This window comes from Streptomyces sp. NPDC039423 (genome assembly GCF_055598725.1).
Window position 1 is genome coordinate 303,509 of record NZ_JBVKAH010000003.1, and the last position, 26,284, is coordinate 329,792.

General features: G+C 73.7%; 27 protein-coding genes and 1 pseudogene. 13 read left to right on the forward strand and 15 right to left on the reverse strand.

Features of this window, described 5'->3' with window-relative positions; genetic code table 11:
• Positions 1-234 precede the first annotated feature (234 nt).
• Entirely contained in the window at positions 235-645 is a 411-nt protein-coding gene (locus tag ACZ7LK_RS12145; RefSeq protein ID WP_392272970.1) for a helix-turn-helix domain-containing protein, read from the forward strand.
• A gap of 96 nt (positions 646-741) precedes the next feature.
• Here the strand turns inward: ACZ7LK_RS12145 and ACZ7LK_RS12150 are convergent, their stop codons facing one another.
• Positions 742-1,857, reverse strand: a complete 1,116-nt coding sequence (locus tag ACZ7LK_RS12150) for an RCC1 domain-containing protein (protein ID WP_471140041.1) — start codon at positions 1,855-1,857, stop codon at positions 742-744.
• A 237-nt stretch (positions 1,858-2,094) separates the two neighbouring features.
• Between ACZ7LK_RS12150 and ACZ7LK_RS12155 the strand changes: the two genes are divergently transcribed.
• Both ACZ7LK_RS12155 and ACZ7LK_RS12160 read left to right on the forward strand, forming a co-directional pair.
• Positions 2,095-3,000 (forward strand): LysR family transcriptional regulator, encoded by a 906-nt coding sequence (locus tag ACZ7LK_RS12155; RefSeq protein WP_392272968.1) that lies wholly within the window; start codon positions 2,095-2,097, stop codon positions 2,998-3,000.
• Positions 3,001-3,086: 86 nt separating this feature from the next.
• A complete protein-coding gene (locus tag ACZ7LK_RS12160) occupies positions 3,087-3,944 on the forward strand; it encodes an aldo/keto reductase (protein ID WP_471140632.1) in 858 nt (285 codons plus the stop codon).
• Between the two features lie 49 nt (positions 3,945-3,993).
• On the opposite strand, the gene ACZ7LK_RS12165 is transcribed toward ACZ7LK_RS12160, so the two are convergent.
• Together ACZ7LK_RS12165 and ACZ7LK_RS12170 are read right to left on the reverse strand one after the other, a co-directional pair.
• Entirely contained in the window at positions 3,994-4,938 is a 945-nt protein-coding gene (locus ACZ7LK_RS12165) for a DUF3048 domain-containing protein (RefSeq protein WP_471140634.1), read from the reverse strand.
• 210 nt (positions 4,939-5,148) lie between these two features.
• Complete coding sequence (locus tag ACZ7LK_RS12170) at positions 5,149-5,667, reverse strand: hypothetical protein (RefSeq protein ID WP_471140045.1); 519 nt, start codon at positions 5,665-5,667, stop codon at positions 5,149-5,151.
• A 144-nt stretch (positions 5,668-5,811) separates the two neighbouring features.
• On the opposite strand from ACZ7LK_RS12170, the gene ACZ7LK_RS12175 reads away from it, so the two are divergent.
• Positions 5,812-6,507 carry a maleylpyruvate isomerase N-terminal domain-containing protein gene (locus ACZ7LK_RS12175; RefSeq protein WP_392272966.1) on the forward strand — a complete coding sequence of 232 codons (696 nt, stop codon included), beginning with the start codon at positions 5,812-5,814 and terminating at the stop codon, positions 6,505-6,507.
• 9 nt (positions 6,508-6,516) lie between these two features.
• On the opposite strand, the gene ACZ7LK_RS12180 is transcribed toward ACZ7LK_RS12175, so the two are convergent.
• Positions 6,517-6,807 (reverse strand): hypothetical protein, encoded by a 291-nt coding sequence (locus ACZ7LK_RS12180; RefSeq protein WP_392272965.1) that lies wholly within the window; start codon positions 6,805-6,807, stop codon positions 6,517-6,519.
• A 234-nt stretch (positions 6,808-7,041) separates the two neighbouring features.
• Here ACZ7LK_RS12180 and ACZ7LK_RS12185 point away from each other — a divergent pair, with 234 nt between their 5' ends.
• A complete protein-coding gene (locus ACZ7LK_RS12185; protein ID WP_392272964.1) occupies positions 7,042-7,431 on the forward strand; it encodes a rodlin in 390 nt (129 codons plus the stop codon).
• Positions 7,432-7,506: 75 nt separating this feature from the next.
• Here the strand turns inward: ACZ7LK_RS12185 and ACZ7LK_RS12190 are convergent, their stop codons facing one another.
• A complete protein-coding gene (locus tag ACZ7LK_RS12190; protein ID WP_471140050.1) occupies positions 7,507-8,004 on the reverse strand; it encodes an ATP-binding protein in 498 nt (165 codons plus the stop codon).
• 165 nt (positions 8,005-8,169) lie between these two features.
• Between ACZ7LK_RS12190 and ACZ7LK_RS12195 the strand changes: the two genes are divergently transcribed.
• Both ACZ7LK_RS12195 and ACZ7LK_RS12200 read left to right on the forward strand, forming a co-directional pair.
• A complete protein-coding gene (locus tag ACZ7LK_RS12195) occupies positions 8,170-8,403 on the forward strand; it encodes a DUF397 domain-containing protein (RefSeq protein WP_471140053.1) in 234 nt (77 codons plus the stop codon).
• Positions 8,404-8,487: 84 nt separating this feature from the next.
• On the forward strand, positions 8,488-9,393 hold the full coding sequence (locus tag ACZ7LK_RS12200) for a helix-turn-helix domain-containing protein (RefSeq protein WP_392272961.1): 906 nt from the start codon (positions 8,488-8,490) through the stop codon (positions 9,391-9,393).
• Positions 9,394-9,414: 21 nt separating this feature from the next.
• On the opposite strand, the gene ACZ7LK_RS12205 is transcribed toward ACZ7LK_RS12200, so the two are convergent.
• The 4 genes from ACZ7LK_RS12205 to ACZ7LK_RS12220 form a co-directional block, all read right to left on the reverse strand.
• Complete coding sequence (locus ACZ7LK_RS12205) at positions 9,415-10,227, reverse strand: SAM-dependent methyltransferase (protein WP_392272960.1); 813 nt, start codon at positions 10,225-10,227, stop codon at positions 9,415-9,417.
• Between the two features lie 127 nt (positions 10,228-10,354).
• Positions 10,355-11,644 carry a hypothetical protein gene (locus tag ACZ7LK_RS12210; RefSeq protein WP_471140057.1) on the reverse strand — a complete coding sequence of 430 codons (1,290 nt, stop codon included), beginning with the start codon at positions 11,642-11,644 and terminating at the stop codon, positions 10,355-10,357.
• An 18-nt stretch (positions 11,645-11,662) separates the two neighbouring features.
• A complete protein-coding gene (locus tag ACZ7LK_RS12215; RefSeq protein WP_392272958.1) occupies positions 11,663-12,205 on the reverse strand; it encodes a metallophosphoesterase family protein in 543 nt (180 codons plus the stop codon).
• 3 nt (positions 12,206-12,208) lie between these two features.
• Positions 12,209-12,436, reverse strand: coding sequence for an acyl-CoA carboxylase subunit epsilon (locus ACZ7LK_RS12220; RefSeq protein WP_471140060.1), 228 nt, complete (start codon positions 12,434-12,436; stop codon positions 12,209-12,211).
• Positions 12,437-12,791: 355 nt separating this feature from the next.
• Here ACZ7LK_RS12220 and ACZ7LK_RS12225 point away from each other — a divergent pair, with 355 nt between their 5' ends.
• The 3 genes from ACZ7LK_RS12225 to ACZ7LK_RS12235 are packed head-to-tail and all read left to right on the forward strand — an operon-like array spanning position 12,792 to position 15,722.
• Positions 12,792-13,925, forward strand: coding sequence for a type III polyketide synthase (locus tag ACZ7LK_RS12225; protein ID WP_469463182.1), 1,134 nt, complete (start codon positions 12,792-12,794; stop codon positions 13,923-13,925).
• Positions 13,918-15,141, forward strand: a complete 1,224-nt coding sequence (locus ACZ7LK_RS12230; RefSeq protein WP_471140637.1) for a cytochrome P450 — start codon at positions 13,918-13,920, stop codon at positions 15,139-15,141. The genes ACZ7LK_RS12225 and ACZ7LK_RS12230 overlap by 8 nt, the downstream gene beginning before the upstream one ends.
• A gap of 26 nt (positions 15,142-15,167) precedes the next feature.
• Positions 15,168-15,722, forward strand: a complete 555-nt coding sequence (locus ACZ7LK_RS12235) for a cupin domain-containing protein (RefSeq protein ID WP_392273274.1) — start codon at positions 15,168-15,170, stop codon at positions 15,720-15,722.
• Positions 15,723-15,725: 3 nt separating this feature from the next.
• Here the strand turns inward: ACZ7LK_RS12235 and ACZ7LK_RS12240 are convergent, their stop codons facing one another.
• Positions 15,726-18,002, reverse strand: coding sequence for a catalase (locus ACZ7LK_RS12240; protein WP_471140064.1), 2,277 nt, complete (start codon positions 18,000-18,002; stop codon positions 15,726-15,728).
• Between the two features lie 751 nt (positions 18,003-18,753).
• On the opposite strand from ACZ7LK_RS12240, the pseudogene ACZ7LK_RS12245 reads away from it, so the two are divergent.
• Positions 18,754-20,130: pseudogene (locus ACZ7LK_RS12245) on the forward strand (ATP-binding SpoIIE family protein phosphatase); the annotation flags it as partial.
• A 35-nt stretch (positions 20,131-20,165) separates the two neighbouring features.
• Here the strand turns inward: ACZ7LK_RS12245 and ACZ7LK_RS12250 are convergent.
• On the reverse strand, positions 20,166-20,687 hold the full coding sequence (locus ACZ7LK_RS12250) for a DUF1360 domain-containing protein (protein ID WP_392272954.1): 522 nt from the start codon (positions 20,685-20,687) through the stop codon (positions 20,166-20,168).
• Positions 20,688-20,826: 139 nt separating this feature from the next.
• Positions 20,827-21,297 carry an SPW repeat protein gene (locus ACZ7LK_RS12255; RefSeq protein ID WP_392272953.1) on the reverse strand — a complete coding sequence of 157 codons (471 nt, stop codon included), beginning with the start codon at positions 21,295-21,297 and terminating at the stop codon, positions 20,827-20,829.
• A gap of 256 nt (positions 21,298-21,553) precedes the next feature.
• Between ACZ7LK_RS12255 and ACZ7LK_RS12260 the strand changes: the two genes are divergently transcribed.
• Entirely contained in the window at positions 21,554-21,763 is a 210-nt protein-coding gene (locus ACZ7LK_RS12260) for a hypothetical protein (RefSeq protein WP_471140068.1), read from the forward strand.
• Here the strand turns inward: ACZ7LK_RS12260 and ACZ7LK_RS12265 are convergent.
• Positions 21,736-23,325 (reverse strand): SulP family inorganic anion transporter, encoded by a 1,590-nt coding sequence (locus ACZ7LK_RS12265; RefSeq protein WP_471140070.1) that lies wholly within the window; start codon positions 23,323-23,325, stop codon positions 21,736-21,738. The genes ACZ7LK_RS12260 and ACZ7LK_RS12265 overlap by 28 nt on opposite strands.
• Before the next feature lie 84 nt (positions 23,326-23,409).
• Positions 23,410-23,994: a carbonic anhydrase gene (locus tag ACZ7LK_RS12270; protein WP_392272950.1), complete on the reverse strand. Its 585-nt coding sequence runs from the start codon at positions 23,992-23,994 to the stop codon at positions 23,410-23,412.
• 530 nt (positions 23,995-24,524) lie between these two features.
• Here ACZ7LK_RS12270 and ACZ7LK_RS12275 point away from each other — a divergent pair.
• On the forward strand, positions 24,525-24,962 hold the full coding sequence (locus ACZ7LK_RS12275; RefSeq protein ID WP_471140073.1) for a subtilase-type protease inhibitor: 438 nt from the start codon (positions 24,525-24,527) through the stop codon (positions 24,960-24,962).
• A gap of 353 nt (positions 24,963-25,315) precedes the next feature.
• On the opposite strand, the gene ACZ7LK_RS12280 is transcribed toward ACZ7LK_RS12275, so the two are convergent.
• Positions 25,316-26,125 (reverse strand): DUF2382 domain-containing protein, encoded by an 810-nt coding sequence (locus ACZ7LK_RS12280; protein WP_469463186.1) that lies wholly within the window; start codon positions 26,123-26,125, stop codon positions 25,316-25,318.
• Positions 26,126-26,284 lie beyond the last annotated feature (159 nt).

The following is a 26,284-nucleotide window of genomic DNA, read 5'->3' on the forward strand; positions in this document are numbered from 1 at the left end:
TCTGCTGGGATCCGGTCATGGCGCGCATCCCTCGTCGGAGGGTCAGCGGACGGTGGCGGAGCGTCCCGGGGAAGCCCCGTCCACTGTTCGACGGTAAGGCCGGTCGCCGGACCGGACCAGTCGATCACGCGCCCCACGGGGACGGGACCGGCGCGGGACCGGCACGGAACACGGTGGCGTTCCGCCGGGGGCGAACCCAACTCCCCTGGTACGGCGACGCCCTAGTCTGTAGGGATGAGCAACCCCATACCCGAAGAGCCGCTCTGGCGGCACGTCGTCGGTGACGTCCTGCGGCGCGAGCGCCTCGCGCAGCGACGGACGCTCAAGGACGTGGCCGAGGCGGCCAGGATCTCCATGCCCTACCTGTCCGAGATCGAACGGGGCCGCAAGGAGGCCTCGTCGGAGGTCCTCGCGGCCGCGGCGCGGGCGCTGGGGCTCGGGCTGGCCGGTCTCCTCGACCGTGCCCGGACCGATCTGGCCCGCGCGGCGGGTGCGCGCCCGGTGGGTGCGCGGACGGTGCCGGGGCGCGTCGCCGTCGCGGTGGGCGGCGGGTCCGCCGTGAGCGAGCTCCACGTCCGGCGGGCGGGCACCGGCACGGCCCCGCGCCCGGACGCCCGGCGGAACGGACTCTGCCTGGCCGCGTAGCCCCCTACGCGTGGCCGCGTCAGCGCCCGGCGGGCGCGCGAGCGGTGCGGGGCGGCGGACCGGTACGCCTGCCGGCCGGGCGGGGCCACCGGCGCCTCAGTGGCCCGTGGTCGCGGGGGCGTGGCCGACGAGGGCCACGGTGTGCGCCCACCCGGCGCTCAGCGAGTGGACGCGGGGCCCGGGCCGGCCGCCGGTCAGGTCCAGGTGCGCCGGGCCCCCGGTGGGCGCCGCGCGGTCGTCGGGGGCCAGGCCCCAGGTGAGGCACTGGTGCGGCCCGTCCTGTCCCTGGGGTTCCAGCACGGCGAGGTTGTGGCGGTAGCCGGCGGTCACCCGGTGGACGTGCTGGATACGCGGGACGGTGACCGGGCCCGCCGGGTCGTGGTCCGGGTCGAGTCCGAGCTGCCCGCAGTGGTTGTTGCCCCACGCCCGCACGGTGCCGTCCCCGAGGACGGCCAGGGTGTGGTGCCATCCGGCCTCCAGGGCGGTGACGCCGGCGAGGTCCCGTACGGGGACGGGCGTACGGCGCTCCTGGTTGGTGCCGTCACCGAGCTGGCACCAGTGGTTGGTGCCCCAGGCCCGGACCGTGCCGTCGCGCAGCAGGGCCACGCTGAAGTAGCCGCCGCCGGACACGGCCGTGACGTCCCCGAGGTCGCGGACGGCCACCGGAGTGCGGCGTTCGTCCTTGCTGCCGTCGCCGAGCTGGCCACGGTTGTTGGAGCCCCAGGTCCGTACGGTGCCGTCCTTCAGCAGCGCGAGGTTGTGCCCGCCGCCCGCCGCGACGGAGACGACCTCGTGCAGGCCGGGCACGGGGACGGGCACGTGGTGGTCGTGCCGGGTGCCGTCGCCGATCTGGCCCCAGTCGTTGGCGCCCCAGGTGCGGACCGTGCCGTCGCGCAGCAGGGCCACGCTGTGGCCGCCGCCCGCCGCGACGGCGGTGACGCCGGTCAGCCCCTGGACGGGCACGGGCCGGTGCCGGTCCTCGCGGGTGCCGTCCCCGAGCTGTCCGTAGTGGTTGGCGCCCCAGGCGAGGACGGTGCCCTCCCGGGTCAGTGCCAGGGTGTGGTGGGAGCCTGCCGCGACGGCCACGACGTCGGCCCCGACATCGTGCAGGGCCAGCGGCGCGGGCCGTTCGCCGCGGGTGCCGTCCCCGAGCTGTCCGCAGTGGTTGACGCCCCAGGCCAGCACGGCGCGGCCGACGGATCCGATGCTCATGGAAGGCTCCCCTCGGGTTGCGGTACCGACAGGGGGAGCCGTCCCCGGCCGGGGCCGCCGGGAGCGCCCGCGGCGCCATGGATCACCCGCACGTGGGGGCATCCGGAGGGGTGCCGCGGGGCGTGCGCCGGAGATGGCGTCGCCCGCCCGAAAGGGCGTCCCAGCCGGAGGGGCGTCCCGGCCGGAGGGGCGTCCCGGCCGGAGGGGGCGTTCGGCGCCCGACCTAGACTGCCTGACGTGGAGCTTCGGCATCTGGAACATTTCGTGGCCGTGGCCGAGGAAGGCAACGTCACCCGGGCCGCCGCGCGGCTGCACCTGGCGCAGTCGGGGCTGTCGTCGTCGGTCCGCGCCCTGGAGCGGGAGCTGGGGGCGGAGCTGTTCGTGCGCACCGCGCGGGGCGTGGAGCTGACCGACGCGGGCCGTGCGCTGCTGGAGGAGGCCCGGCGGACGCTGGACAGCGCGGCCGCCGCGCGCGAGGCGGTCGCGGCGGTACGCGGGGTGGTCGGCGGGACCCTGCGGGTGGGGACCGAGCAGTGCATGGGGGCGGCCGACCCGTTCGGCGCGCTCATGCGGTTCGGGGCGGCGCACCCGTCGGTGGACGTGCACGTGGAGCAGGCCGGGTCGGCGGTGCTGCGGGAGCGGTTGCGGCAGGGCCGGCTGGACGTGGCGTTCGTCGCCGGCCCGGGCGACTCGTCGGGGCTCCGGCAGCGGGAGCTGGCGCGGGAGTCCATGGTGCTGCTGTGCGCGCCCGGGCACCGGGTCGCGGGGCGGCGGGAGCCGGTGGACCCGGCGGAGCTGGCCGACGAGGTCTTCACGGACCTGCACCCGCACTGGGGGGCGCGGCGGGTCGCCGACGCCGCGTTCGCCGCGGCGGGGGTGCGGCGTGCCGTCGCCATGCAGCTGGACGACGTGCACAAGCTGCTGGAGGTGGTGGCCGGCGGGAGCGCCGTGGCGCTCGTGCCCCGGTCGGTCGCGGACAAGGAGCAGGCCCGCGGGCTGCGGTCGCTGGTCCCGGCCACGGACGTCACCTGGGAGGTGTCGGTGGCGTGGCCGGCGCACACCCGTCCCTCGGCGGCGGCACGGGCGCTGCTGGCCTCCCTGTCGGTGGCGGGAGCGACGGCGGGGAGCGATCGGTCCGGCTGATGGCAGCCATCGGCAGCCGGTGTTGGACAGTGCCGTACCTCCGCACGCAGGCTGGAGCGGTGACTGAGACACCCCTTCCCACCACCCTGCCCGCCCGCCGTGTCGGACGCGTGGAGGTGAGCGCGATCGGCCTGGGCGCCATGCCGCTGTCCGTCCCCGGGCGCCCGGACGAGCGGCAGGCCGTCGCCACCCTGCACGCGGCGCTGGACGCCGGCATCACTCTGATCGACACGGCCGACGCCTACCACCTCGACGCGAGCGACCCGGGGCACAACGAGACGCTGATCGCCGGGGCGCTGGCCGCGTACGGGGGCGACACCTCGCACGTCCTGGTCGCCACCAAGGGCGGGCACACCCGCCCGCCGGACGGCTCGTGGGCGCTGGACGGTTCGCCGGCGCACCTGCGCCGGGCCGCCGAGGCGTCGCTGCGGCGGCTGGGCGTGGAGGCGATCGGGCTGTACCAGTACCACCGCCCGGACCCGGCGGTCCCGTACGAGGAGTCGGTCGGCGCGCTCAAGGAGCTGTGCGACGCGGGGAAGGTGCGGGCGGTGGGCGTCTCGAACGCCGACCCGGAGCAGATCCGGCTGGCCCACGGGATCCTGGGCGAGCGGCTGGTCGCCGTGCAGAACCGGTTCTCGCCCTCCTTCCGCGACAGCCTGCCCGAGCTGGAGCTGTGCGAGCGGCTGGGGCTGGCGTTCCTGCCGTGGAGCCCGCTGGGCGGCATGGGCGAGGCGGCGGCGCTGGGCTCGCGGCACCGGGCGTTCCACGAGGTGGCCGGCGAGCTGGGCGTGAGTCCGCAGCGGGTGTGCCTGGCGTGGATGCTCGCCCTGTCCCCGTGCGTGGTGCCGATCCCCGGTGCGCGCCGGGCCGGGAACGTACGGGACTGTGCCCTGGCTGCCGGGCTGACGCTGTCGCCGTCGCAGCTCGCGCGGCTGAACGGCTGAGCGGCCCGGCGCCGCCGGGGCGGCGCGTGGGATGGCACGTGGGTGGCCGTCACCCGCCCGTGAGGACGACCCAGACCTGGCCGGGGGCGAAGGCGAGGGGCCGCCCGGCGGGGGTGGTGAAGGTGGTGCCGCCGTCCGCCGAGGGGCGGCTCCACCGTGCCCGGTGGCTCCTGCCGTCACGCAGGACGAGCGCGGTGCCGGAGCCGACGGTCCTGGTGTACGGGGTGACGTGGCCGCCCCGGTCACGGAACCGGGAGGGGCTGACGTCGACGTTCTGCACGACGACCGTCCTGGGCGCCGCCTGCCCGCCGTCGGTGGTGCGGGCGGGTTCCCCGTCGAAGGAGACGAGCCACCGGCCGGCGCCGGCGGACCAGGTGAAGGCGTACCGGGCCGCCGGATAGCGGACGGTGTACCGGTTCACGGGTGTGCCGCCCGGAGGCGCGGCGCCGAACCGGAAGCCGATGTCCTTCGCCGCGCCGGCCTTCCGGGCGGCGGCCAGGGCGCGTTCGGGCCGTACGTACAGGTTGTAGGGGGCGGCCCGGTCCCCGCCCCGGAAGTAGGCCCGGGGTGCCTGGCCGGGCGTGAGGGGGAACAGCGGGGCGGCGTCGACGAGCGGGCGGAGCGCCGACTGCTCGCCGGAGTAGGCGAGGGCGGGGCGGCCGAACTGCCGCAGCAGTTCCAGGTCCGACTCGCGGGCGCTGCGCACCGGGCCGACCGTGCGCGGCAGGCGTGACGAGTAGACCGCGAGGAGGCGGCTCTGCCCCGCCTCGACCTGCTCGACGTAGACGATGTCGGCCGCGCCCAGGCCGGTCTGGGGTCGCGCCGGGCGGACGTTGTCGACCTTCACGGCGAGCACCGGTGCGGGCTCGGCCGGCAGGCCCGTGAAGGGCGAGACGCCGGGCCGGGCGGGTGCGGGCGGGGTGGCCGTGCGCGGTGGTGGCTGCGGGCGGGGTTCCGGGCCGGTCCCCGTGCAGGCGAAGAGACCGGCCGTCATGGCGGCGGACACCGCCGCGGCGACGGCCGCCCGGACCGGTGCCGGCCCACGTGCGGCCGGCCCGCGTGCCGTGGACTGGTGCTTCGCGGGCTGGTGCTTCGCGGGCTCGCGTTCCGCCGACGTGCGTTTCGTCCCCATCGGTTCCGCTCCTGACTGCCTCAAGTGGACCACGAAAGGCGGTGCGGGGCAGCGCGGAGGGCGCGGGTCACCTCAGGGCTTCGCCCCGGTGCTCCAGAAGTGGTACGCGATGACGCCGCCGAGGCACAGCAGGACGAGCCAGGAGCCGAAGCCCGTGTGCCGTCCCCCGCGCCCGGGCCGGCGCGTCCTCTTCGGGCGCCGGGGGCGGGCCGCCGACTTCCGTCGTACACCGTCGCCGGCGCCCGCCGTACCGCGCGTCCCGCGTGCACCGCGCGCACGACCGCCGGCGGTCTCGGCGGGCTCGGCGGCCGTCTCGGCGAGCAGGCGGCGGCACGCGGCGGCGAGTTCGGCCGTGCCCGCGGTGAGCGGTACGACCGCTTCCGAGCGGGCCGGGGCCGTCGTACCGCCGTCGAGGATGCGGCCGGCGCGGAGGAGTATCTCGCCCCTGCCCCCGGCCGGGGCGAGGCTGATCCAGCGCCTGACGTGCTCGCCCCGGATGACCACTCCCCCGGTCCGCTCACGGTAGACGGTGTGCTCCCGCCACAGTACGGCCGCCAACTCGGCCGCCGCCTCCCGCAGTTGCGCACTCATGCGCCGTCCCCCTACTCCGTACGCCGATGGATCGAGCACCGCACTCTAGCGTCAGGTACACACCAAGCAGCGCCCGGGTGTCGTGCCCCCGCCACGGCACGGCGCCCGAGCCGGCACGGCACCCGCCCGCGCACACTGGAGGTCATGACCGACACCGAGAGCTCCAGCGATCCGACGGCGGTGCTGCGCGCGGCGTACGGGGCGTTCATGGCCGCCGTCCGCGAGACCGACGACGAGCGCTCGTGGGCGCCGACCGGATGCACCGGCTGGGCCGTGCGCGATCTGGTGTTCCACTGCCTGGCCGACGCGCAACGCGCCCTCAACGCGCTGCACACCCCCACGGACGCCGCGCCCGACCGTGACGCCGTCACCTACTGGGCCGACTGGCGGCAGCAGGACGCCGAGGGCAAGGAGCGGGCCGCCCACGGCCGCCGGTTCGCCCGTACCGTCGCCGGGATGTTCCTGCGGTTCGGGCAACTGCGGGAGCTGTACCTGGAGACGGCGGCGGCCGCGCTGCACGCCGCGGACCGCACCGACCCCGGGCAGGCCGTCCGCACCCAGGGGCACGTCCTGCGCGCGGGCGACCTGCTGCGTACGCTCGCGGTGGAGGCGACGGTCCACCACCTGGACCTCGGGGCGTCGGGCGCCGGTTCGCCCGGCCCCTCCCCCGAGGGCCTCGCCGAGGTCCGCCGCACGCTGGACGGACTGCTGGGCCACCCCGTCCCGGTGCGGTGGGACGACGCGCACTACGCCCGCGCCGCCACCGGGCGGGCGCCGCTCACACCCGCCGAACGCGCGGCCCTCGGCGCGGACGCGGAGCGCTTCCCCCTCTTCGGCTGACGCCCCGGGTCACACGTCGTACCCCCGTGCCGCGAGCCAGCGGTGAACGGCCGCCTTGTCGGCCACGCTGATGGGGGCGGGCCCGTCGGGGGCGGGCCCCTCGTCCTCGTTGAATCCGGTGGCGGTCACGCGCGCCGTCACCCAGTCGGCCAGTTCCCGGGCGGACTCGGCGGACAGGTCGCCCCGCCGCCATCCCTCCCGGGCGTCCTCGGCGGCCCGGGCGTCGTGCCGGGCCGCCTCCTCCAGCCATACCGGTACGAGTCGTTCGACGACCTGTTCGTCCGCAAGCGAATCACTCATGCCCCATGTGTGACCCCCGATGGCCGGGCCCATGCCGGCTCGACCCGATCGACCCGGTCGGCCCGGTCGGCCCCCGGGAGGACGGCACGTCCGGAGTCCCGGCGCCGGGACTGCGCGGTGCGGCAAAGGGGTGAACTCGTGCTTCCCCGGTCGCGCGACCGTTACGCGGCCGGGAGCGGCCTGTTACGCAAAGGGACCCGGGGATCCGGGTATCCCGAACGACGAAGGACGAACATGATCAAGAAGGCTCTGGCCACGGCCGGTGTCGCCGCTGCCGTTCTCGGTGTGTCCGCGCCGATGGCCGCTGCCGTGGGTGATCGCGGGATCGATACGCAGAACGGCAACTTCGCCACCCAGTCGTACGGCAACACCGTGACCGGGGGCCGGATGAGCCCGCAGGTCGGGCTGGTGCAGGGCTCGCTGAACAAGCTGTGCGTCGGCCTGCCGGTCGAGGGCGACGTCCAGAACATCCTGCTGATCAACATCGGTGTCCAGGACCTCCTCCAGGACACGCAGAACCAGCAGTGCGCGGAGAACTCCACCGCGGTCAAGGGCGACAGCGCCCTGTCGCACATCCTCGAGGACGTCATCTCCGAGAACCTCTCGGCCGCCGTCCAGGACTGACGTACGGCGTACCGAGGCACCGGCGACCGGCCCGCCCCGCGGCACACGCGGGGCGGGCCGGTGTGCCGAGGGGGGTCAGGCCCCGTCGCGGGGCAGGGGGAGGGTGGCCCAGACGGTCTTGCCCCACAAGGGGGCCGCGTCCCAGGACCAGGACTCGCTGAGGGCGCCCACGAGGGCGAGGCCCCGGCCGTTGCCCGCGCCCTCGGGGGCGGTGCGCGGCCGCGGGGGCTCCGGGCTCGGGTCGGAGACGGCGCACACGACGGCGCCGGGGTAGCGGAAGAGGCCCAGCCAGACCGGGTTCTCGGACGGCGGCGGGGGTGGGGCGGAGGGCGAGGGGCCGGGCGGCGGGGACGCCGGGGCCAGGCCGTGCTGGACCGCGTTCGTCACCAGTTCACTGACGACGAGCGTCATGTCCGGCACGAGCGACGGCAGCGCCCACGAAGTCAGCGTGGCCTTCACGAAGCGCCGCGCCTGCCCGGGACTGCGGGGACACCCACCGAGGCCGCACGCGGCGAAGGCGCCCAGGCTCTCGTCGCGGGGCAACGTGGCATCCGTACGGGTCAAGGCCGACATATGAGCCGTCACTGGGCATGTCCCCCTGCTGGCTTCGGTGTTCGACGGTGCGGCAGTCGATCTGCAACGAGTATCGTCGGCCTGGTACCCAGAATGCAATTGCATCTGGGATTGCATTCTGGGACAGCGTGAACGCCTGAACGATAACGACAGGGGTTGGTGGGTGTGGAGTTCTTCAACGGTATACGGGCCGGAGCCCTGGGTCCGGTCACATGGATCAAGAGCGGTCGTAGCAACGCCACGGGAAACTGCGTCGAGCTGGCGGCCCTCCCCGGCGGCCGGGTCGCCGTCCGCAACTCCCGCGACCCGCACGGCCCCGCGCTGATCTACACCCGTGACGAGATCGCGGCCTTCGTCGAGGGCGCGCGGGACGGCGACTTCGACTCCGTACTGGACTGAACCGGCCAGGAGGGCGTCACGCTCTCTGGCCCGCCCCGCCCCGTGCCGGATACTGTCGTGTCCTCACAGAGCAGGAGCGCCCCGATGGCTGCAACCGAACGGAGCACGTCGTTGTTCGTCCGGCCCTTGGGGGCGGTCGAGAACAACCCGACCGCCCTGAAGCTCATCCTGGGCGGCAAGCTGCGCGAACTGCGCGTGAACGCCGGGCTCGACCCCGCGGACGTCGACGTCCGCCTCGGCTTCTCACGATCGAAGACCAGCAGGATCGAGCTGGGCCGGCACGGGTGCAAACCGGCCGACGCCGAAGCCCTGTTGCGTCTGTACGGCGTGGAGGACGAGGAACTGGTCGCGGAGTTCCACCGGCTGGTCAACCAGTCCCGCCGACCGGACTGGTGGCGGTCGTTCAGCGATGTGCTGTCGGACTTCTTCACCCCGCTGGTCGCCCTGGAGGGGGCGGCCGCGATCATCCGCACGTACGAGCCGTTCTACGTGCCGGGCCTGCTCCAGACGGCCGCCTACGCGCGGGCCGTGATCGAGTCGGGGCCCGCCCGTCTGCTGCCCCACGACGTGCGCCGCCGGGTGGACCTGCGGCAGGAACGGCAGCGGCAGCTGGACCAGCCGGACGCGCCGCGGCTCTGGGCGGTGATCGACGAGTCGGTCCTGATGCGCACGGTCGGCGGCCCCCGGGTGATGCGGGAACAACTGGAGCACCTCGCCGACATGATGCGGCGCGCCCACGTCACCGTGCAGGTCGCGCCGCTGGACGTCACCGCGTCCGTGGGGGTGGGCACCGGGGTGACGTACCTCCGGTTCGCGCTCGGGGACCTCAAGGACGCCGTCTACATCGAGCACTTGACGGACAGCACCTTCAGCCAGAAGCCCCAGACGGTCGAGCAGTACCGCGACATGCTCGACCGGCTGGGGGCCTGCGCGCTCACTCCCAAGGAGTCGCTCCTGCTGCTGGAGGAGCGGATCCGGCGCTACTCCTGACGGCACCGGCGTCGTCCACCGCTAGACGATCCGGGCGACGCCGCCCCACTCCACCCACTCGTCGGTCTGCTGGGTGGGGGCGAGGTCGTTGTCCGGGCGCCAGGTGGACACCTCCACCAGGCCCGGTTCGAGGAGCTCCAGGCCGTCGAGGAACCCGGACACCTCGTGCTCCTCGCGTACCCGGCCCCAGTGGCCGTCGGTGGCCTCGGCCATGAAGTCGGTCACGAAGGCCCGGATCTCCGGCCGGTCGCTGACCAGTTGGCACACGACGAGGAAGCTGCCCGGCACGAGACGCTCGGCGACCCGCCGGACCAGCGCGCCCGGATCGTCCTCGTCGGGAATGCAGTGCAGGACCGACACGAACAGGGCGGCGACGGGCCGGCTGAAGTCGATCAGCCGCCGCGTTTCCTCGTGCCCGAAGATGCCGTCCGTGTCGCGCATGTCCGCCTGGATGACCGCGGTGCGGTCGTTCTCGTCCAGCAGGGCGCGGCCGTGGGCGAGCACGATGGGGTCGTTGTCGACGTACACGACGCGGGAGTCGGGGTCGACGGACTGGGCGACCTGGTGGACGTTGTCCTGGGTGGGCAGACCGGATCCGTGGTCGATGAATTGGCGGATTCCGTACTCCGTCGCGAGGACGCGCACGACACGGCGCAGGAAGTGCCGGTTGTTCACCGCGAGCGCCTTGGTGCTGGGGACCTGCTTGAGCAACAGCTCGCAGGCCTCGCGGTCGGACTCGTAGTTGTCGCTGCCGCCCAGGAAGAAGTCGTACATGCGCGCCACGCTGGGCACGGTCGTGTCGATTTCCGCGGGGCTCCACAACTCGCGTGCCATCCAGTCCTCATCCGCTCGGGTGCCGTGGGGTCGGTCGTATGAGAGGCACATGCTAGGGAGAGTCGGTGTGCCGGTATGAGGAATGGCCATAAGCGGAGTGCGGGTGCAGCGCCTTTCGGCCAATGTGTCAGCGCATGACACCTTCACCGGTGTCATGCCAGCGTTCGAGGCGGCGTTGCAGCACCTGGAGCGCTGCGCGCTGACGGCCGGGCACCCGGCGGCGCAGCGCGATCAGGGCGGGGGCGAGGGCGCGGGCGGCCTCCGGGTCGCTCAGCCGTTCCCACTGGTGGTGGGCCCGGTCCACGGCACCCTCGACGTCGGGCGCGTCCAGCGTCTGCCCGCGCGCCAGCCTCGCCTCGGCGGCCGCCATCCAGAGCCGGCAACTGGCGGCCGGGTCCCGGGCCAGCCGGGCGAGGTCGGCGCGGACCTCCAGCCAGTGCAGCGCCTGCGCCGAGCCGGAGCCGTGCGTCCGGTGGGCGTGCTGCTCCCAGGCCGCCGCGGCGGCCGCCGCCTCCTCGTGACGGCCGGATTCCGCGGCGGCCAGGATGGACGGCAGGGGGTCGGCCCCGGCGGGGGGCGGTGCGGTGGCGTCCCCGGTGGGGGGCGGTGCGGTGGTGTCCCCGGCGGTCCGCCCCGGCTCCTGCCGCGCGGAGGGTACGGCCGCGGTCGCGGCGGTGGTCCCGGGCGCGGGCGGGGCGGGAACGGCCGGCACGTGAACGGGCGGGACGGCGGAGGAGGGCGCGGCCGGGGCGGGGGCCTGTGCCGGCGGGAAGTCGGCGGCGAACACCAGGGCGCGGTCCGGGGCGGACTGTGCGACGACCTGCTCGTGCAGCGCGGCGAGCGGCGGACGCGCCCCACTGCGCCAGACGGCGGCACAGGCCTTGAGGTAGTCGGGGCTCGCGAGCGCGCGGCGCCCGGGGGGCGGACCCACCCTGCCGTAGACCCGCACCCCGTGGCAGAGCGCGAGGAGCCCCGGGTCGGTGGCGAGTTGCTGCCAGGTCTGCTCGTCGGCGACCAGGTCGACGACGACCGTCGTCGTGCCCGGGCGGCGGAGTTTCAGCTCGCCGGCGATCCAGTGCCAGGGCAGGGCCGTGTAGCGCAGGGTGGAGGGCGAGGTACGGGCCAGGGCGAGGTGCGGCAGGCGCTGCCGGTGGTCGAGGTGGAGCTGCCCGGCGATGTAGACGGACAGCGGGCCGGACGCGGCGACGGCGGCCCGGAGCCGGGTGAGCACGGTCTGCGGGTCCAGCGGGTCCGCCAGCTCGACCAGTGTCGCGGCCACCGTGCCGGTCAGCGCGCCCGGCGGTACGGCGGCCAGCGCGGGGAGCACGCCCGCCGCGTCGATCAGTCGTCCCTTGCCGACGGGGGCGGCCGCCAGCAGCAGCGCCGTCCCGGCCGTGTCCTCCCTGTCGATCACCACGGCAGCACCGTATCCGCTCTACGGGGTGCCGGGACGCACCGGGTGGCGGGGAGGCAGCCGGTGGAGGCGGACCTCGGCGAGCCGGCCGCCGGTGACGACAGCGGTCATGTACGTGCAGTGCGGCTGGCGGCGGCGGTCGGTGGGCGAGCCGGGGTTGAGCAGCCGCAGCCCGCCGGGCGCCGTGCTGTCCCAGGGGATGTGGCTGTGGCCGAAGACCAGGACGTCCAGGTCGGGGAACCGCTCCTCGCACCGGCGTTCGCGGCCTTGCGCGGGGCCCGTCTCGTGGACGACGCCGAACCGGAGGCCGTCCAGCTCGGCGCGGGCGACCTCGGGAAGCCGGGCGCGCAGTTCCGGGCCGTCGTTGTTGCCGTGGACGGCCAGCAGCCGCCGGGCGCGCGCCTCCAGCAGGTCGAGCGTGGCGGTGTCCACCCAGTCGCCGGCGTGCACCACCACGTCGGCGGCCTCGATGCCGGCCAGCAGTTCGGCGGGCAGTTCCCTGGCCCGTGTCGGCAGGTGGGTGTCGGTCGTCAGGAGCAGTCGTACGTCACGGTTCGCCTTCACCCCTCAATGGTGCGGGTGGCGGGCCGGGAGGTGGAGCCGGGCGCACCAGGAGTTGGGTGCCGGATGGGCCCGCCAGCCCCGGTCCCACTGCGCACGGCCGGTGGGCGCCCCGCCGCCCCGCGACGGCCCGGTCGGCCCGGTCCGGCAGGCCAGGGCGGTCAGTACGGCGGTGAGGGCCGCGAGTTCGGTGGCGGTCGGGCGGCCGTGGACGATGCGGAGGTGGAGGGGCATGCGCCCATGCTCCGTCGCGCCCGTCCCCCGGGGCACCCGGTGCTCCCCCGTACGGGGGAACGGAAGGGCCCGGTGCGGGCCAGGGCTCCCGCCGTGGTCGGCGCGCGCGGCTGGCCCGTTGCCGCGTGGTGTGCTCCGGCCGGGCGCCGGGGCCGGGCCGGTGCGGCGCGCGTGCGTGGTGAGGCGTGGGCGGGGGTGCCCGGTGCACGGAGGGCGGATGCGGGGGGTACCGGAGGGCGGCCGCAGGGGGTGCCGGTCACCGGTTCGACGTAACGGGGTGGCACGAGTTTCGGCGCGCGCGACGATCGCCCGTCCCGGATCCTTTGAGTGCAAACGCGACGAAAGGGCTTACGTCATGGCCACGTTGTGCAGACCCGCGGTCTCCGTCCCCGAGCACGTGATCACCATGCAGCAGACGCTCGACCTGGCGCGGAGCATTCACGCGGACCACCCCCAGCTCCCGCTCGCCCTGCGGCTGATGGAGAACACCGGTGTCCAGAAACGGCACCTGCTGCGGCCGATCGAGGAAACCCTCCGGCACGACGGCTTCGAGATACGCAACCGGATATACGAGACGGAGGCCAAGGCCCGCGTGCCGGCCGTCATCGAACAGGCGCTGGCGGACGCGGAGCTCCGGGCCTCCGACATCGACGTGATCATCTACGTGTCGTGCACCGGCTTCATGATGCCGTCGCTCACGGCGTGGCTGATCAACACCATGGGCTTCCGGGGCGACACCCGTCAGGTGCCCATCGCCCAGCTCGGCTGCGCGGCGGGCGGCGCGGCGATCAACCGGGCGCACGACTTCTGCACCGCCTACCCGGAGGCGAACGCGCTCATCGTGGCGTGCGAGTTCTGCTCGCTGTGCTACCAGCCCACCGACCTGGGCGTCGGGAACCTGCTGTCCAACGGGCTCTTCGGCGACGGCATCGCCGCCGCCGTGATGCGCGGCCGGGGCGGCACCGGCGTGACGCTGGAGCGCAACGGCTCGTACCTGGTTCCGGAGACGGAGGACTGGATCGCCTACGACGTGCGGTCCACCGGGTTCCACTTCAAGCTCGACAAGCGGGTGCCCGGCACCATGGAGCCGTTGGCTCCGGCGCTCAAGGAGCTGGCGGGCCGGCACGGCTGGGACGCGTCCGACCTGGACTTCTACATCATCCACGCGGGCGGTCCGAGGATCCTGGACGACCTGAGCACGTTCCTGGGCGTGCCGGCCGAGGCGTTCCGCTTCAGCCGCGCCACGCTGACGGAGTACGGGAACATCGCGAGCGCCGTCGTCCTGGACGCGCTGCGCCGGCTGTTCGACGAGGGCGGCGCGCACGACACGGCGCGCGGCCTGCTCGCGGGCTTCGGCCCCGGCATCACGGCCGAGATGTCGCTCGGCCGCTGGACCGTCTCCGACCGCGTGTCCGAGCGGGTGCCCACCCGCGTGCTCTCGGACGTGCCCGACCGTGTCCTGGTGGAGGAACCGTCCCGTGTTGGATGAGACGACGACCACGGCCGCCCTGCCCCCGGTACGGCACTGGCCGGCCCTGGACCTGTTCGGGGTGGAGTTCGACCCGGTGCTCGCGGAACTGATGCGCGAGGGACCGGTGAGCCGGATCAAGCTGCCCAACGGCGACGGCTGGGCATGGCTGGTGACGCGCTACGACGACGTCCGGGCGGTCACCAACGACCCGCGGTTCAGCCGGAAGCTGGTCGTCGAGAACGACGTCACCCGGCTTGCGCCGCACTTCATCCCGGTCGACGGGGCGGTGGGGTTCGAGGATCCGCCCGACCACACGCGGCTGCGCCGGGCGGTGGCGCCCGCCTTCACCACGCGCGGCGTGGAACGGCTGCGCGAGCGGGCCCGGCTCCTGCTGGCGGAGCTGGTCGACGAGGTGCTGGCCGACGGCCCGCCGGCCGATTTCACCGAGCGGCTGCTCGGGCCGTTCCCGCTGGCCGTGGTGTGCGAGCTGATGGGCGTGCCGCCCATCGACCGGCCACGGATGCACGAGTGGACGAACCTGATCCTGTCCTCCGCCCACGGCGTGGAGCGCAGCCAGCGTGCCAAGGAGGACATGTGCGCCTACTTCGCCGACCTGCTGAGCCAGCCGCGCGACGGTGACGACGGCGACGAGGAGAGCGTCATCGGGCTGCTCGGCACGGCGGTGGCGAACGGTGAGATCACCGCCTCGGAGGCGGTGGGGCTGGCGCTGCTGATCCAGATCGGCGGTGAGGCGGTCACCAACAACTGCGGCAACATGCTGTTCGTCCTGCTCACCCACCCCGAGCACATGGCCCGGATGCGCGCCGAGCCGGACATCCGCCCGCGGGCGATCGACGAGCTGCTGCGGTTCATTCCGCACCGCAGCGCCGTCGGCCTGTCCCGGATCGCCCTGGAGGACGTGACGGTGGCGGGGGTACGGATCCGGGCGGGCGAGCCGGTGTACGTCTCGTACCTGGCGGCCAACCGCGACCCGGACGTCTTTCCGCACCCGGATGCCCTGGACCTGGACCGGTCCCCCAATCCGCATGTGGCGTTCGGGTACGGGCCCCACTTCTGCGTGGGGGCCATGCTGGCGCGGATGGAGTCCGAGCTGCTGGTGGACGCCTTCCTGGACCGGTTCCCCGGTCTGCGGTTCGCCGTTCCGGTCGAGGAGGTGCGGTTCCGCCGCGGTGCGCTCATCCGTGGGCCCGAGTCCCTTCCGGTGACCTGGTGACCGCGCACCAGGGGGCGCCGGCCGCGATGGTGGCCGACGCCCCCGACGGGCTGCTGGTCCCGAGGGGCCAGGGGCGGACGCTGCGCTCGCCGGCGCAGGAGGTCACCTTCAAGGTGACGGGCGAGCACTCCCGGGCGGCGTCCAGTTTCGAGGTGGTGGTGCCCCCGGGGTTCGACGTGGGGGCGCACGTGCACGCCCGGAGCGAGGAGCTGTTCTACCTCCTCGACGGCGAGCTGGACGTCCTGGCGTTCGAGCCCCGGGTCCGGACGGGCGACGACTGGCGGCACTGGGAGTCGCCGTCCGGCCGGCGCACCGTCCGGGCCACGCCGGGCACGGTGATCGTGGTCCCGCCGGGGTGTCCGCACGCCTTCGCCAACCGCACGGACCGGCCCGCCAGGATGTTCTTCCAGGCGTCCCCTCCCCCGGACCACGAGCGGTACTTCGAGGAGCTGATCGGCATCCTCGACCGGGGCGGGCCCCCGGACCACGCGGCGATCGCCGCGTTGCGCGGCCGCTACGACATCGAGCAGATCACGCCGTTGCGGCACGACGCGGACCGGGAGCCGGGGGTCCGCACCTGACCGTCAGGCGGCGGCGGGGAAGCGGTCCCAGACGCGGTGGCGGGCGAGGAGCGGGGTGAGCCGGGCGAGCACGCCCTCGCCGCTGTCCCCGGTCACCACGCCGGGGGCCCCGGCCGGGACGCCGGCCGCTTCCAGGACGGTATCGGCGCCGGCCCAGCCGCCGATGGCCTTGGAGTGCCGGTAGGCCTCGGAGACCATCAGCAGCAGCCGGGGGTCGAGGGCGGTGGCCGCCTGTCCGGCGTCGCCGGCCTTGGCGTCCCGCGCTCCGTAGGCGTCGCCGCCCGGCGCGGGGACCCCGGCCAGGACGAGCGCGTCGAACTCGATGGAGCGCGCGGTGGCGAAGGTGCGCTGCACGGTGACGGGGTCGGGGCCGTCCGCCCCGATCTTCCCGCCGGCCGGTGCGACGACGAGGGGCACCATGCCCGCGTCGAGGACGGCCTGGCGGACGGCGCGGACGCCGTCGAGGTCGGCGGTGTCGTCGGCGACGATGCCGATGATGCGGCCGTCGGCGGGCCACTCCTGGCCGATCTGGGAGAGCGCGGGGCTCGGTACGACGTCGGCCGGCGCCCGGGTGGGTTCGGGCGCGGGCAGGCCGAGGCCTTCGGCGACACGGGCGCACAGCTCGGCGTCGATGTTGGCGAGTGCCTGGAGCTGGCGCTGCTTGACGGCGTTGTCGTAGCACTTGGCCAGCTCGAAGGTGTAGGCGGTGATGATGTGCTCGCGCTCGACCGGGGACATGCTGAGCCAGAACAGCCGGGGCTGGCTGAAGTGGTCGTCGAAGCTGGCGGGGGCCTCCCGGACCTTGCGGGCGGCGGGCACTTCCACCGGGGTCTCGATGTAGGCGCCGGTGTCGGCGCCGGCGAAGAACGGGCAGCCGCCGTCGAGCGAGTTGGGCTTGTAGGGGGCGACGCCGCTGTGCACGGCCTGCTGGTGGAAGCCGTCGCGGAGCATGTCGTTGACCGGGGCGTGCGGGCGGTTGATGGGGATCTGGTGGAAGTTGGGGCCCGCGAGCCGGGTGATCTGGGTGTCCAGGTACGAGAAGAGGCGGCCGGCGAGCAGCGGGTCGTCGGTGACGTCGATACCGGGGACGAGGTGTCCGACGTGGAAGGCGACCTGCTCGGTCTCGGCGAAGAAGTTGCTGGGGTTGCGGTTGAGGGTGAGCAGGCCGATGGGCTGCACCGGCGCGAGCTCCTCGGGGACGATCTTCGTCGGGTCGAGCAGGTCGATGCCCTCGAAGGTCTGCTCGGTGGTGTCGGGGAAGGTCTGGATGCCGAGCTCCCACTGCGGGTGGGCGCCGGCCTCGATCGCGTCGGCGAGGTCGCGGCGGTGGAAGTCCGGGTCGACGCCGCCGGTGATCTGGGCCTCCTCCCAGAGCTGGGAGTGCACGCCGAGCTTGGGCTTCCAGTGGAACTTGACCAGGGTGGTGGCGCCTTCGGCGTTGACGAGGCGGAAGGTGTGGACGCCGAAGCCCTCCATGGTGCGGTACGAGCGGGGGATGCCCCGGTCGGACATGTTCCACATGGTGTGGTGCTGGGCCTCGGTGTGCAGCGAGACGAAGTCCCAGAAGGTGTCGTGGGCGCTCTGGGCCTGCGGGATCTCCCGGTCGGGGTGCGGCTTGCCCGCGTGGATGACGTCGGGGAACTTGATGGCGTCCTGGATGAAGAAGACCGGGATGTTGTTGCCGACGAGGTCGAAAACGCCCTCCTCGGTGTAGAACTTCGTGGCGAAGCCGCGGGTGTCGCGGACGGTGTCCGCGGAGCCGCGTGAGCCGAGGACGGTGGAGAACCGTACGAAGACGGGGGTCTCGGTGCCCTTGCGGAGGAAGGCCGCCTTGGTGACGCCCTCGGCGGTGCCGTACGCCTGGAACACGCCGTGGGCCCCGGCGCCCCGGGCGTGGACGACGCGCTCCGGGATCCGCTCGTGGTCGAAGTGCATGATCTTCTCGCGCAGGTGGTGGTCCTGGAGGAGGACCGGCCCGCGCGGGCCCGCCTTGAGCGAGTGGTCGGTGTCGTACAGCCGGGCGCCCTGGGCGGTGGTCAGGTAGGGGCCGTCCTGCGCGCGGGACTGCGGCGGGTTGCCGGTGTGCCGGCCGGTGGGCGAGTACGGCGCCGGCTCGCCCTGGTCCGGCTTGGGCGGGAGGGGGTCGCGCGGCTCGGTGGGTTCGTCCACCTGGGCGGGCTCGGGGGCCGGGGCGCCCGGGATGCCCTCGGCCGGGCCGCCGTCCCGGAGGGTCTCGGTCAGCTTCTCGGCGGCGGCCTTGAGCGGATTGGGGTTGGGCATGGTTCCTCCGTGCTCGGGACTGGGACTCCTCAGCCATGACCGTCGCGGGGTGGCGCGTAACGGATGCCCCGGAGACATCCGTCCATCGGCACACACCGGTCTCACGGTGCGGTCGGCCGGGCCGTGAGCGGTCATGGCTGCCCTGGTACCCGCATGTCGTTGGTGGAAGCACGGACTTCGGTCATCCGTCCACGGGGGCACGGCGGCGGGCGGCGTGCTGGTCGTCCTGGCGTGGCCGTCCTGGGGCCGGGTGGTGCGATGGGGAGGCCTCCGGTGCCGGCGCAGGGCAGAATCGGGAGCTCCAGGGTTCGGCGGCGCCGTGGGAAGAGGTACACGACGTGGACGACAACCGCAGTCGGGGGCGCGGAGGGCGCGGGCCGGGTGCCCGGGTGGACCCGCTGCGTGCGGCGCGGATGCTGCGGCGGGCCGCGGCCGCCGTGGGTTCCCTGTCCGCCGCGCGCGGCCGGCTGGAGTGGCTGAACGAGGCGGGCAACCTCATCGGCACCACGCTGGACCTGGGCCGGACCGCGCAGGAGCTCGCCGACTTCGCGGTGCCCCGGATCGCGGACGGGGCGGCGGTGGACCTGCTGGAGTCGGTGCTGCGCGGGGGTGAGGGCGACCGCGCGGGTGGTACCGGCGTGCCGCTGACCCGCGCCATGGCCGTCTCCGTGATCGACCCGCTGCGGCACTTGGAACCGGATCCGGTGGGCGAGCTGACCTCCCTCCACGCGACGCCCAAGGTCGTGTACCGGTGTCTGACGGCACGCCGCCCGGTTCTGGTGAGCCGGATCGCGCCCGGTCAGTACGAGTCCATCGCCCCGAGCCCGCAGGCCGCGCGGGTGATGCGGCACGCGGGGGTGCACAGCTACATGGCCGTGCCCCTCGTCGCCCGCGGTGTGCTGCTGGGGGCCGCCGACTTCGTCCGGGCCGGGTCGAGGGGCCCCTTCACCCCGACCGACCTGGCGCTGGCCTGGGAGCTCGCGTCGAAGGCCGCGGTGTACATCGACAACGCCCGTCTCTACGGCCGCGAGCGGGAGACGGTGCTCACCCTCCAGCGCGCCCTGCTGCCCCGGGCGGCCCCCTCGACACCCGGGCTGCGGGTGGCGTCCAGTTACCAGCCGGCCGTGGAGCCGAGCGGGGTGGGCGGCGACTGGTTCGACGTGGTCCCCCTGCCGAGCGGCCGGACCGCGCTGGTCGTCGGCGACGTCATGGGCCACGGTCTGGCGGCGGCGGCCACCATGGGGCGGCTGCGTTCGGTCGCCCGCACGCTGCTCGGCCTGGACATCGCGCCGGAACGGGTCCTCGCGCGGCTGGACCTCGCCGCCCGGGACCTGGAGGAGGACCAGGTCGCCACCTGTCTGTGCGCCGTGTACGACCCGGCGGACGGGACGTTCCGGCTGGCCAGCGCCGGGCACCCGCCGCCCCTGCTGATCGCCTCCGGGGGCGGCGCGTCGTTCGTGGAGGTGCCCCCGGGCGCGCCGCTGGGGGCGGGCGTGATCCCGTACGACCCGCTGACGGTACGGTGCCGGAGGACGCGCGGCTGATGCTGTACACCGACGGCCTGGTCAAGAGCCGGGAGGCGGACATCGAGGTGCAGCTCGGCCGCCTCCGCGAGGCGGTCGCGGGGCCTCGGCCCGCGCTGCGGCGGAGTTGTGACGTGTCGTCGGCCCGGATCCTCGGGGAGGGGGGCAGGCGCTTCGACGACGCGGTCGTCCTCGTGGCGGAGGCCCGTGCCTTCGGCGACGGTGAGCTGTGCGTACGGTCGCTGCCGCCGGACGGGTCGGCCGCCGGGGAGGCACGCCGCCTGGTCAGGGAGCAGCTCGGCCGCTGGGCACTGGCCGATCTGGTGGACGTCACGGAGCTGGTGGTGAGCGAGCTGGTCGGCAACGCGCTGCGGTACGGCGGCGGTCCGCGGCAGCTCCGGCTCGTCCGCCACGACCGGCTGAGCGTGGAGGTGTCGGACACGGGCCCGGACCTGCCGCAGATCCAGCACGCCCCGCTCAGCGCAGAGGGGGGACGGGGTCTGCAACTGATCAACATGCTGTGCCGCCGCTGGGGATCGTGCCGGACGCCCATGGGCAAGGTGGTCTGGGCGGAGCAGGACATCGCCCCGGCGTCCGGTGCCTGACCGTGCCGGGGCGGTGCCGCTGACGTACCGGGTGCTCAGTTCCCGGTGGTCTTCTCCTTCAGGGCGGTGTGGACGAACTGGAGCGCGTCGGCCCCGGCCAGCGCGGTCAGGGCGCCCGTGACCGTACGGGTGGCGCGGGGCCACAGCAGCGCGGCACCGGTCAGGGTGGACACGGTCCACACGCTGACGCAGAAGGGGCACGTCAGCAGGCTGCCGACGACCCCTTTGGCCCCGTCGCGCGGTTCCTCCGCCAGCTCCGCGGCACCCTGGGATCCTCGGTACTCGGTGAACGGGGCCCGCAGCGGGCTGAGCACGGCGCTCTTGCTCACCAGGCGGCTGAGCCGGAACGTGGCCACCGAGGTGAGCAGGACGTCCCAGGGCTCGGGCCTCGCCGGCAGTGGCCGACCGCTCCGGCGGACCGCACCGGTCCACGCCGCCGCGTAGCCGCCGAACACGGCCACGGCGGCGGCGTAACCGCCCAGCGGGGGCGGGTCGGCCCGGTCCCCCGCGTAGGTGCGGTTCAGCCACCGCGACATGCGTGCGATCGGTTTCGCCATGGTGCCTCCTCGCGTCCCTCCTGCCCGCTCGCGGCAACGCTATGACGCACCAGGCAGAACGGCGCGGTGGCGCTCGGTGGCCGGGGGCGCGGAGGACCCCGGCGCGGGCGCCGGGGTCCTCCGGATCGGGCGTGTCGGTTCACTCCATGGGGCCGGGGCCGCCACGGGCCCGGGCGCGGGGGCGGCCGGAACGGCGGTCGGCCATCGCCGACGCCGCCATCGCCAGACCGAGCAGCAGGGCCACGGCGCCGACGATGATGTTGTTGACCACGCTGCGGGTCGTGTCGACGTTGCCGGCGACGACCCACGGGGCGACGATCGTCCATGCGCCGATGGCGCACGCGGCCCAGGCCATGGCGTGGGTGCGCTCGTACGCCGAGCCGAACCCTCCCATGCACAGGGCGTAGGCGACACCGGTGATCAGGTTGCAGACGGCCAGGGTCGTGAGGCCGTTGAACCCGACGATCCATGGCGATGCCGCCAAGTAGAGACCCGTGAGAAGGCCCAGCGTCTCGATCGCCTGGCCACGGGGGGTGCTGGTCGCCCGTTCGAACCGAGAGCGCATCTCGGCGAGATCGGGGTGCTGCTCGATGCTCGGGTGGGTGGTCATTGCGGGCCGCCTCCTGTGGAAGACTTTATTTGCCCTTTATGTCCCAATAGAACTACCTTCACACCCTCGCGGTCAACAGCGGGAACGCGGCCGGGATCCCGCCCCCGCACCCCATGCAGGTGGGAACGGTCGCCATTGCCGGTGGGCGCCGTCGCCATACCGGCGGGAACGGCCGCCCGACACTTCTCCGGCGAGGCCTCGTTGATCATCGGCAGGCTCTTGAGCGACGAGCCACCCGACCGAGAGGGCAGCACGCATGAACCTCCGAGCGACCGTCATCGCCGCGGCCACCGGCGTCCTGCTCGCCGCCGGTACCGCGACCGCGCACGCCGCCGCCGAGCCCGCGCCCGGTGCCGGGACCGGCACCGGGGCGAACGCCGGGAGCGACGGCGTCGCGATCGTCAAGAGGGACCGGCTGACGCCCTCGTCGGTCGTCGACTACGTCCTGGACACCGAGGCGACCTGATCGGCCTGATCCGAGGTGGCCCGGTCCGACGGGGCTCGGCCCGCGGGCATCCGGCCCGTGGGGATCCGATCCGGCGGGACCTGGGCGGGGACTCCGGCGGGCGGCAGCATCCGCACCGGTTCCGTCCCGGCGTCGTTGTGACGCAGCGCCCAGTTCTCCAGGGCGACCCGGCACGCGTGGTCGAGGTGGCGCAGCCCGGAGAGGTCGAGCTCGATGGGGCGGTCCGCGGGAAGGTTCTCCAGCTCCTCCAGGATCCTGGGCAGCCGGAGGAAGGTCGCGTTGCCGGTGATGGTCGCCACCAGACGGCCCCCGGTGAGTTCACGCACCTCGACGTGGAGGTGGGACGTCTCCCAGGCGGTCTTGCAGACGGCGAGCAGCAGGCCCAGCACCACGCCTTCGAAGAGGTTGGTGACCAGGATGGCCACCGCCGTGACGCCCAGGATCACCGCCTCGCCCCGGTGATCACGCCAGAGCGGACGGAAGTCCTTGACGGGGACGAGCTTGCAGCCGGCGTGCACCAGGACGCCGGCCAGGGCGGCGAGCGGGATGACGCCGATCGCCGCGGGCAGCAGGGCGGCGAACAGCAGCAGCCACAGCCCGTGCAGGACGCGGGAGAGGGAGGTGCGCGCACCGGCCTGGACGTTGGCGGCGCTGCGGACGATGACGGCCGTCATGGGCAGGGCGCCGAGCGCGCCGCACAGGGTGTTGCCGACGCCCTGCGCCATCAGCTCCTTGTCGTAGTCGGTGCGCGGCCCGTCGTGCATGCGGTCCACGGCCGCGGCGCTGAACAGGCTCTCGGCCGAGGCGATCAGGGTGAAGGCGAGGACGGTTCCGATGGCGGCCACCGTGGCGATGTCGCCGAAGCCGGCGAGCCCGGGCGGCTGGACGGCCTCCAGCAGGCCCTGGACCTCGACCTTGGCGAGGGGCAGGTCGAACAGGACGGTCACCGCGGTGGCGAGCGCGACCGCGACGAGCGGGCCGGGGACCACACGGGCGCGGGCGGGGAGCCGGGGCCAGAGGACGAGGACGGCCACGGTTCCGGCGCCGACGAGGAAGGCCGTCAGCGCCGTGCCTCCGGAGAGGACCGAACCGGCGAGTCGGGGCAGGCCGGCGAGCTTGCCGGGGCCGCCGGAGGGCTGGGCGGTGTCGGCCATCGCGTACACCTGGCCGAGCACCAGCACCAGACCGATGCCGGCGAGCATGCCCTGGACCACGGCGATGGAGATCGCGCGGAACCAGCGGCCGAACTTCAGTGCCCCGAGCAGCAGTTGAAGCAGTCCGGATATGAGGACGATGGCGCCGAGCGCGCCGAGGCCGAATTCCCGGACCGCCTCGTACACCAGCACGGTCAGGCCGGCCGCGGGGCCGCTGACCTGGAGGGAGCTGCCGGGCAGCGCCCCCACGACGAGGCCGCCGACGATGCCGGTGACCAGCCCCAGTTCGGCGGGCACCCCGGAGGCGACGGCCACGCCGACGCACAGAGGAAGGGCGACGAGGAAGACGACGAGTGACGCGGGTATGTCACGGCGCAGGACGGCGGGGTCCTTGAGATGGCGAAGCATGAGGGTGGGTTCCTAAGGGTGCGGCCCGCCGCCCCGCTGGGGGCGGCGGACGGTCGGAGGGGGACACGAGAGTGCTGCGCCCCCTCACAGGGGCGTGAACTCGCCCTCCAGGTCGGGCCGGTGGACGCTCACCGCACCGGTGTCGACCTCGTAGTACCAGGCGTGGAGCGTCAGTTGCCCGGTGGCCAGACGCTCCCGCACGGCCGGGTAGCCGCGCAGCGTGGTCAGTTGCGCCGCGGCGTGGCGGCGCACGGCCTGGGCCAGGTCGCGGGTGTCGGGCGGTTCCGGTACGGAGTGGTCGAGCCAGCTCCGCACGGCGGGGAGGGCCGAGAGGTCCTCACCACGCACGAGGGCGCCGACGGCGCCGCAGTGGGAGTGCCCGCACACGACGATGTCACGGACACCGAGGACGCGGAGCGCGTACTCGACGGTGGCGGTCTCGGCGCTGGGCCGTGCCTCGTCGTACCGGGGAACCACATTGCCCGCGGTGCGCAGTTCGAAGAGCTCACCCGGCTTGGCCCCGGTGATCAGGGAAGGGATCACCCGGGAGTCGGAGCAGGTGATGAACAGCGCCTCGGGGGACTGTCCGGCGGCGAGACGGCGGAACTCATCGGGCCGTCGGGCGACGCGTGCGGGGAACGTACGAGCGTTGTCGATCAGGGATTTCATGGCGGCCTGCCTCCTGCGCTCCGGGCCGTGGGGGCCGGCGGGCGCGGTGTGGTCGGGTCATTGTCAGGTGGTGTGGGGGCGTGCGTGACGGAACCACGGGGTCTCCGCGGCGCTGTCGCCGCCAGGCACCGTGGTGCGGTGCGCCAACGATCATGCACGGCTACAGCGTCGTCAACTTTGCCATCACATTACCTTTCCATGAAAGGTGCTTTTGAGTCGGCGCGCCGATCGAGGCAGGCCGGATCTCCACCCCTCGTGTTGCCGTCACGTTTCGGCCGTGTTGACGACCGGAGACTCGAACGTTTCTACGCATCGTGCACTTTTGAACCATTTTCAGCACGCCATAAAGCCCTGATGGCGGCACTCGCCGACGAACGCGAGCCGCGCCGCGGAGCGACTTTTCGCGTCATCGCCTGAATGACGGATCAAACCGAAAAGCGCCGCTGAATGTGCATCTACAAGGCCGGCGCGGCAATGTGGCTGGCGCACGGCACCGAACGTTCCCGAGACGAACTGAGAGGTTTTCTGCCATGCGGACACTGGTAAGGCGCGCCATCGTTTGCGGGCTGGCCACAGCGGGGGTCCTCGGACCCATGACCGTCACGGGGGCCGCCGCGAAGGCCGCCGCACCCGAACCGCGGCTCTACGCACCGTCGGCACTCGTCCTCACCGTCGCCCAGGGGGAGAACGCCATCACCGCGACGCCCATGCGGGCGGTGACGCTCACCTGTAGCCCGACCGCCGGCGGAACGCACCCGGCCCCGAAGCAGGCCTGTGCCGAACTGCGCGCCACCGAGGGCGAGTTCGACGCACTGGGCGAGGACGAGGGCCGGCCCTGCATCAAGATCTACGACCCGGTCGTCGTGACCGCGCAGGGCATTTGGGAAGGCCGACGCGTGAACTTCGAGAAAACCTACGCGAATTCCTGTGTGATGCAGGCCGAGGGCTCGAGCGTATTCTCCTTCTGAACCCGGGGCAGCCCCGCACCGCCCGTACGGCCCGCACGACTCCGGTGAGGAATCGTGCGGGCCGTGCGCGTGCGTGGCCGCGCCTATCCGGATGTGCCCGTGGGAATGACGGGTCGTCATATGCGGTGCATCGGCGGCGCTTCGGCGGCCGGGCACCGTTCGATCGGTCACCGGTCACCGGTCGTATACGATCCGCCCGCGCGGAAGCGCCGGGACCACGGCCGACATCCGTGGTCGGGTGCCGCGGGTCCACGTCGGCGGTCGGCGGTCGGCGGTCGGCGGTCGGCGGCGCACGGGAACCCCGCTCCTCGCGGAGCGGGGCCTGGGCCGTGGAACCGGCCGACGGCCGGCCGTCAGCGGTCGGTGCCGGCGTCCTCGTCGGGCAGGTCGGCTTCGATGCGCTCCTTGCGGACCCGTCCGCGGACGGTCTCCTCGTCGGTGACCTCCTCGGTGTTCAGCCGCACCCTCTCCACCGGGGTGACTTCCGTCTCCACCACCGGCCGTTCGGCGTGCAGCGTCACCTCGTGCTCGGACTCGGAGATCTCCGGTCCCGACAGGGCGGCGTCGCGGTTGGCCTCCGTGATGGGCTCGCGCTCCAGGGTGACCTCCTCGTGCCGCAGCGGGATGGTCTGCTGGACCTCCTCGGTCACGACGTACTTGCGAAGCCGTGCCCGGCCCGCCTCACGCTGCTCCACCCCGACGTGCAGTTCCTCCTCGGAGCGGGTCATCGCGTCGTCGCCGGTGCGGCCGGCGGCGGTGCCTGCGGCGGCCGCCGTTCCGGCCGTTCCCGCGGTGCCCGCCATGCCCTCGGTGCGGGCCCGGTCATCCATCCCCGTCGTCCCGCCCCAGCCGATGCCGTAGTACTCGTAGAGGCGCCGTTCCTCCTCGGCCGAGAGGTGGCCACCCGCGTCGACGTCGACGTTCGGGGCCTCCTTGACCTTTCCCTTGGGGTACGGGACCTCCAGGTGGTCCTCCACGACCACGGCCTCATGGATGGGCACGAACGATTCGCCGGAGCCGAAGAAGCCGGTCTTGACGCTGACCCAGTCGGGCCGGCCCGTCACGTCGTCGACGAACACGTGCTTGGCTTCGCCGATCTTGTCACCGCTCGCGTCGTAGACCGGGTGGTCGAGCACGGCCGGGATCTGTGCCTGGGTGATCATGCATCCTCCAGCGGTTTCTCTCGCGCTGTTCCCTCTGTGGGTGTCGCTGTGTGGATCCTCAAGGGTCGGGTGACCAGCGATGGCGAAGCGAAAACCTCTCCTATCACTTTAAAAACGGGCATACCTCAGATAACGGGAGCGAGGTACCGACAGACCGCG

Bases quoted from the DNA above. Each gene is read 5' to 3' on its own strand.
- ACZ7LK_RS12145 (WP_392272970.1), top strand. From the start codon at position 235: ATGAGCAACCCCATACCCGAAGAGCCGCTCTGGCGGCACGTCGTCGGT.
- ACZ7LK_RS12150 (WP_471140041.1), bottom strand. From the start codon at position 1,857: ATGAGCATCGGATCCGTCGGCCGCGCCGTGCTGGCCTGGGGCGTCAAC.
- ACZ7LK_RS12165 (WP_471140634.1), bottom strand. From the start codon at position 4,938: ATGACGGCCGGTCTCTTCGCCTGCACGGGGACCGGCCCGGAACCCCGC.
- ACZ7LK_RS12170 (WP_471140045.1), bottom strand. From the start codon at position 5,667: ATGAGTGCGCAACTGCGGGAGGCGGCGGCCGAGTTGGCGGCCGTACTG.
- ACZ7LK_RS12175 (WP_392272966.1), top strand. From the start codon at position 5,812: ATGACCGACACCGAGAGCTCCAGCGATCCGACGGCGGTGCTGCGCGCG.
- ACZ7LK_RS12180 (WP_392272965.1), bottom strand. From the start codon at position 6,807: ATGAGTGATTCGCTTGCGGACGAACAGGTCGTCGAACGACTCGTACCG.
- ACZ7LK_RS12185 (WP_392272964.1), top strand. From the start codon at position 7,042: ATGATCAAGAAGGCTCTGGCCACGGCCGGTGTCGCCGCTGCCGTTCTC.
- ACZ7LK_RS12190 (WP_471140050.1), bottom strand. From the start codon at position 8,004: ATGTCGGCCTTGACCCGTACGGATGCCACGTTGCCCCGCGACGAGAGC.
- ACZ7LK_RS12200 (WP_392272961.1), top strand. From the start codon at position 8,488: ATGGCTGCAACCGAACGGAGCACGTCGTTGTTCGTCCGGCCCTTGGGG.
- ACZ7LK_RS12205 (WP_392272960.1), bottom strand. From the start codon at position 10,227: ATGGCACGCGAGTTGTGGAGCCCCGCGGAAATCGACACGACCGTGCCC.
- ACZ7LK_RS12220 (WP_471140060.1), bottom strand. From the start codon at position 12,436: ATGCCCCTCCACCTCCGCATCGTCCACGGCCGCCCGACCGCCACCGAA.
- ACZ7LK_RS12225 (WP_469463182.1), top strand. From the start codon at position 12,792: ATGGCCACGTTGTGCAGACCCGCGGTCTCCGTCCCCGAGCACGTGATC.
- ACZ7LK_RS12235 (WP_392273274.1), top strand. From the start codon at position 15,168: ATGGTGGCCGACGCCCCCGACGGGCTGCTGGTCCCGAGGGGCCAGGGG.
- ACZ7LK_RS12240 (WP_471140064.1), bottom strand. From the start codon at position 18,002: ATGCCCAACCCCAATCCGCTCAAGGCCGCCGCCGAGAAGCTGACCGAG.
- ACZ7LK_RS12250 (WP_392272954.1), bottom strand. From the start codon at position 20,687: ATGGCGAAACCGATCGCACGCATGTCGCGGTGGCTGAACCGCACCTAC.
- ACZ7LK_RS12255 (WP_392272953.1), bottom strand. From the start codon at position 21,297: ATGACCACCCACCCGAGCATCGAGCAGCACCCCGATCTCGCCGAGATG.
- ACZ7LK_RS12260 (WP_471140068.1), top strand. From the start codon at position 21,554: ATGAACCTCCGAGCGACCGTCATCGCCGCGGCCACCGGCGTCCTGCTC.
- ACZ7LK_RS12265 (WP_471140070.1), bottom strand. From the start codon at position 23,325: ATGCTTCGCCATCTCAAGGACCCCGCCGTCCTGCGCCGTGACATACCC.
- ACZ7LK_RS12270 (WP_392272950.1), bottom strand. From the start codon at position 23,994: ATGAAATCCCTGATCGACAACGCTCGTACGTTCCCCGCACGCGTCGCC.
- ACZ7LK_RS12275 (WP_471140073.1), top strand. From the start codon at position 24,525: ATGCGGACACTGGTAAGGCGCGCCATCGTTTGCGGGCTGGCCACAGCG.
- ACZ7LK_RS12280 (WP_469463186.1), bottom strand. From the start codon at position 26,125: ATGATCACCCAGGCACAGATCCCGGCCGTGCTCGACCACCCGGTCTAC.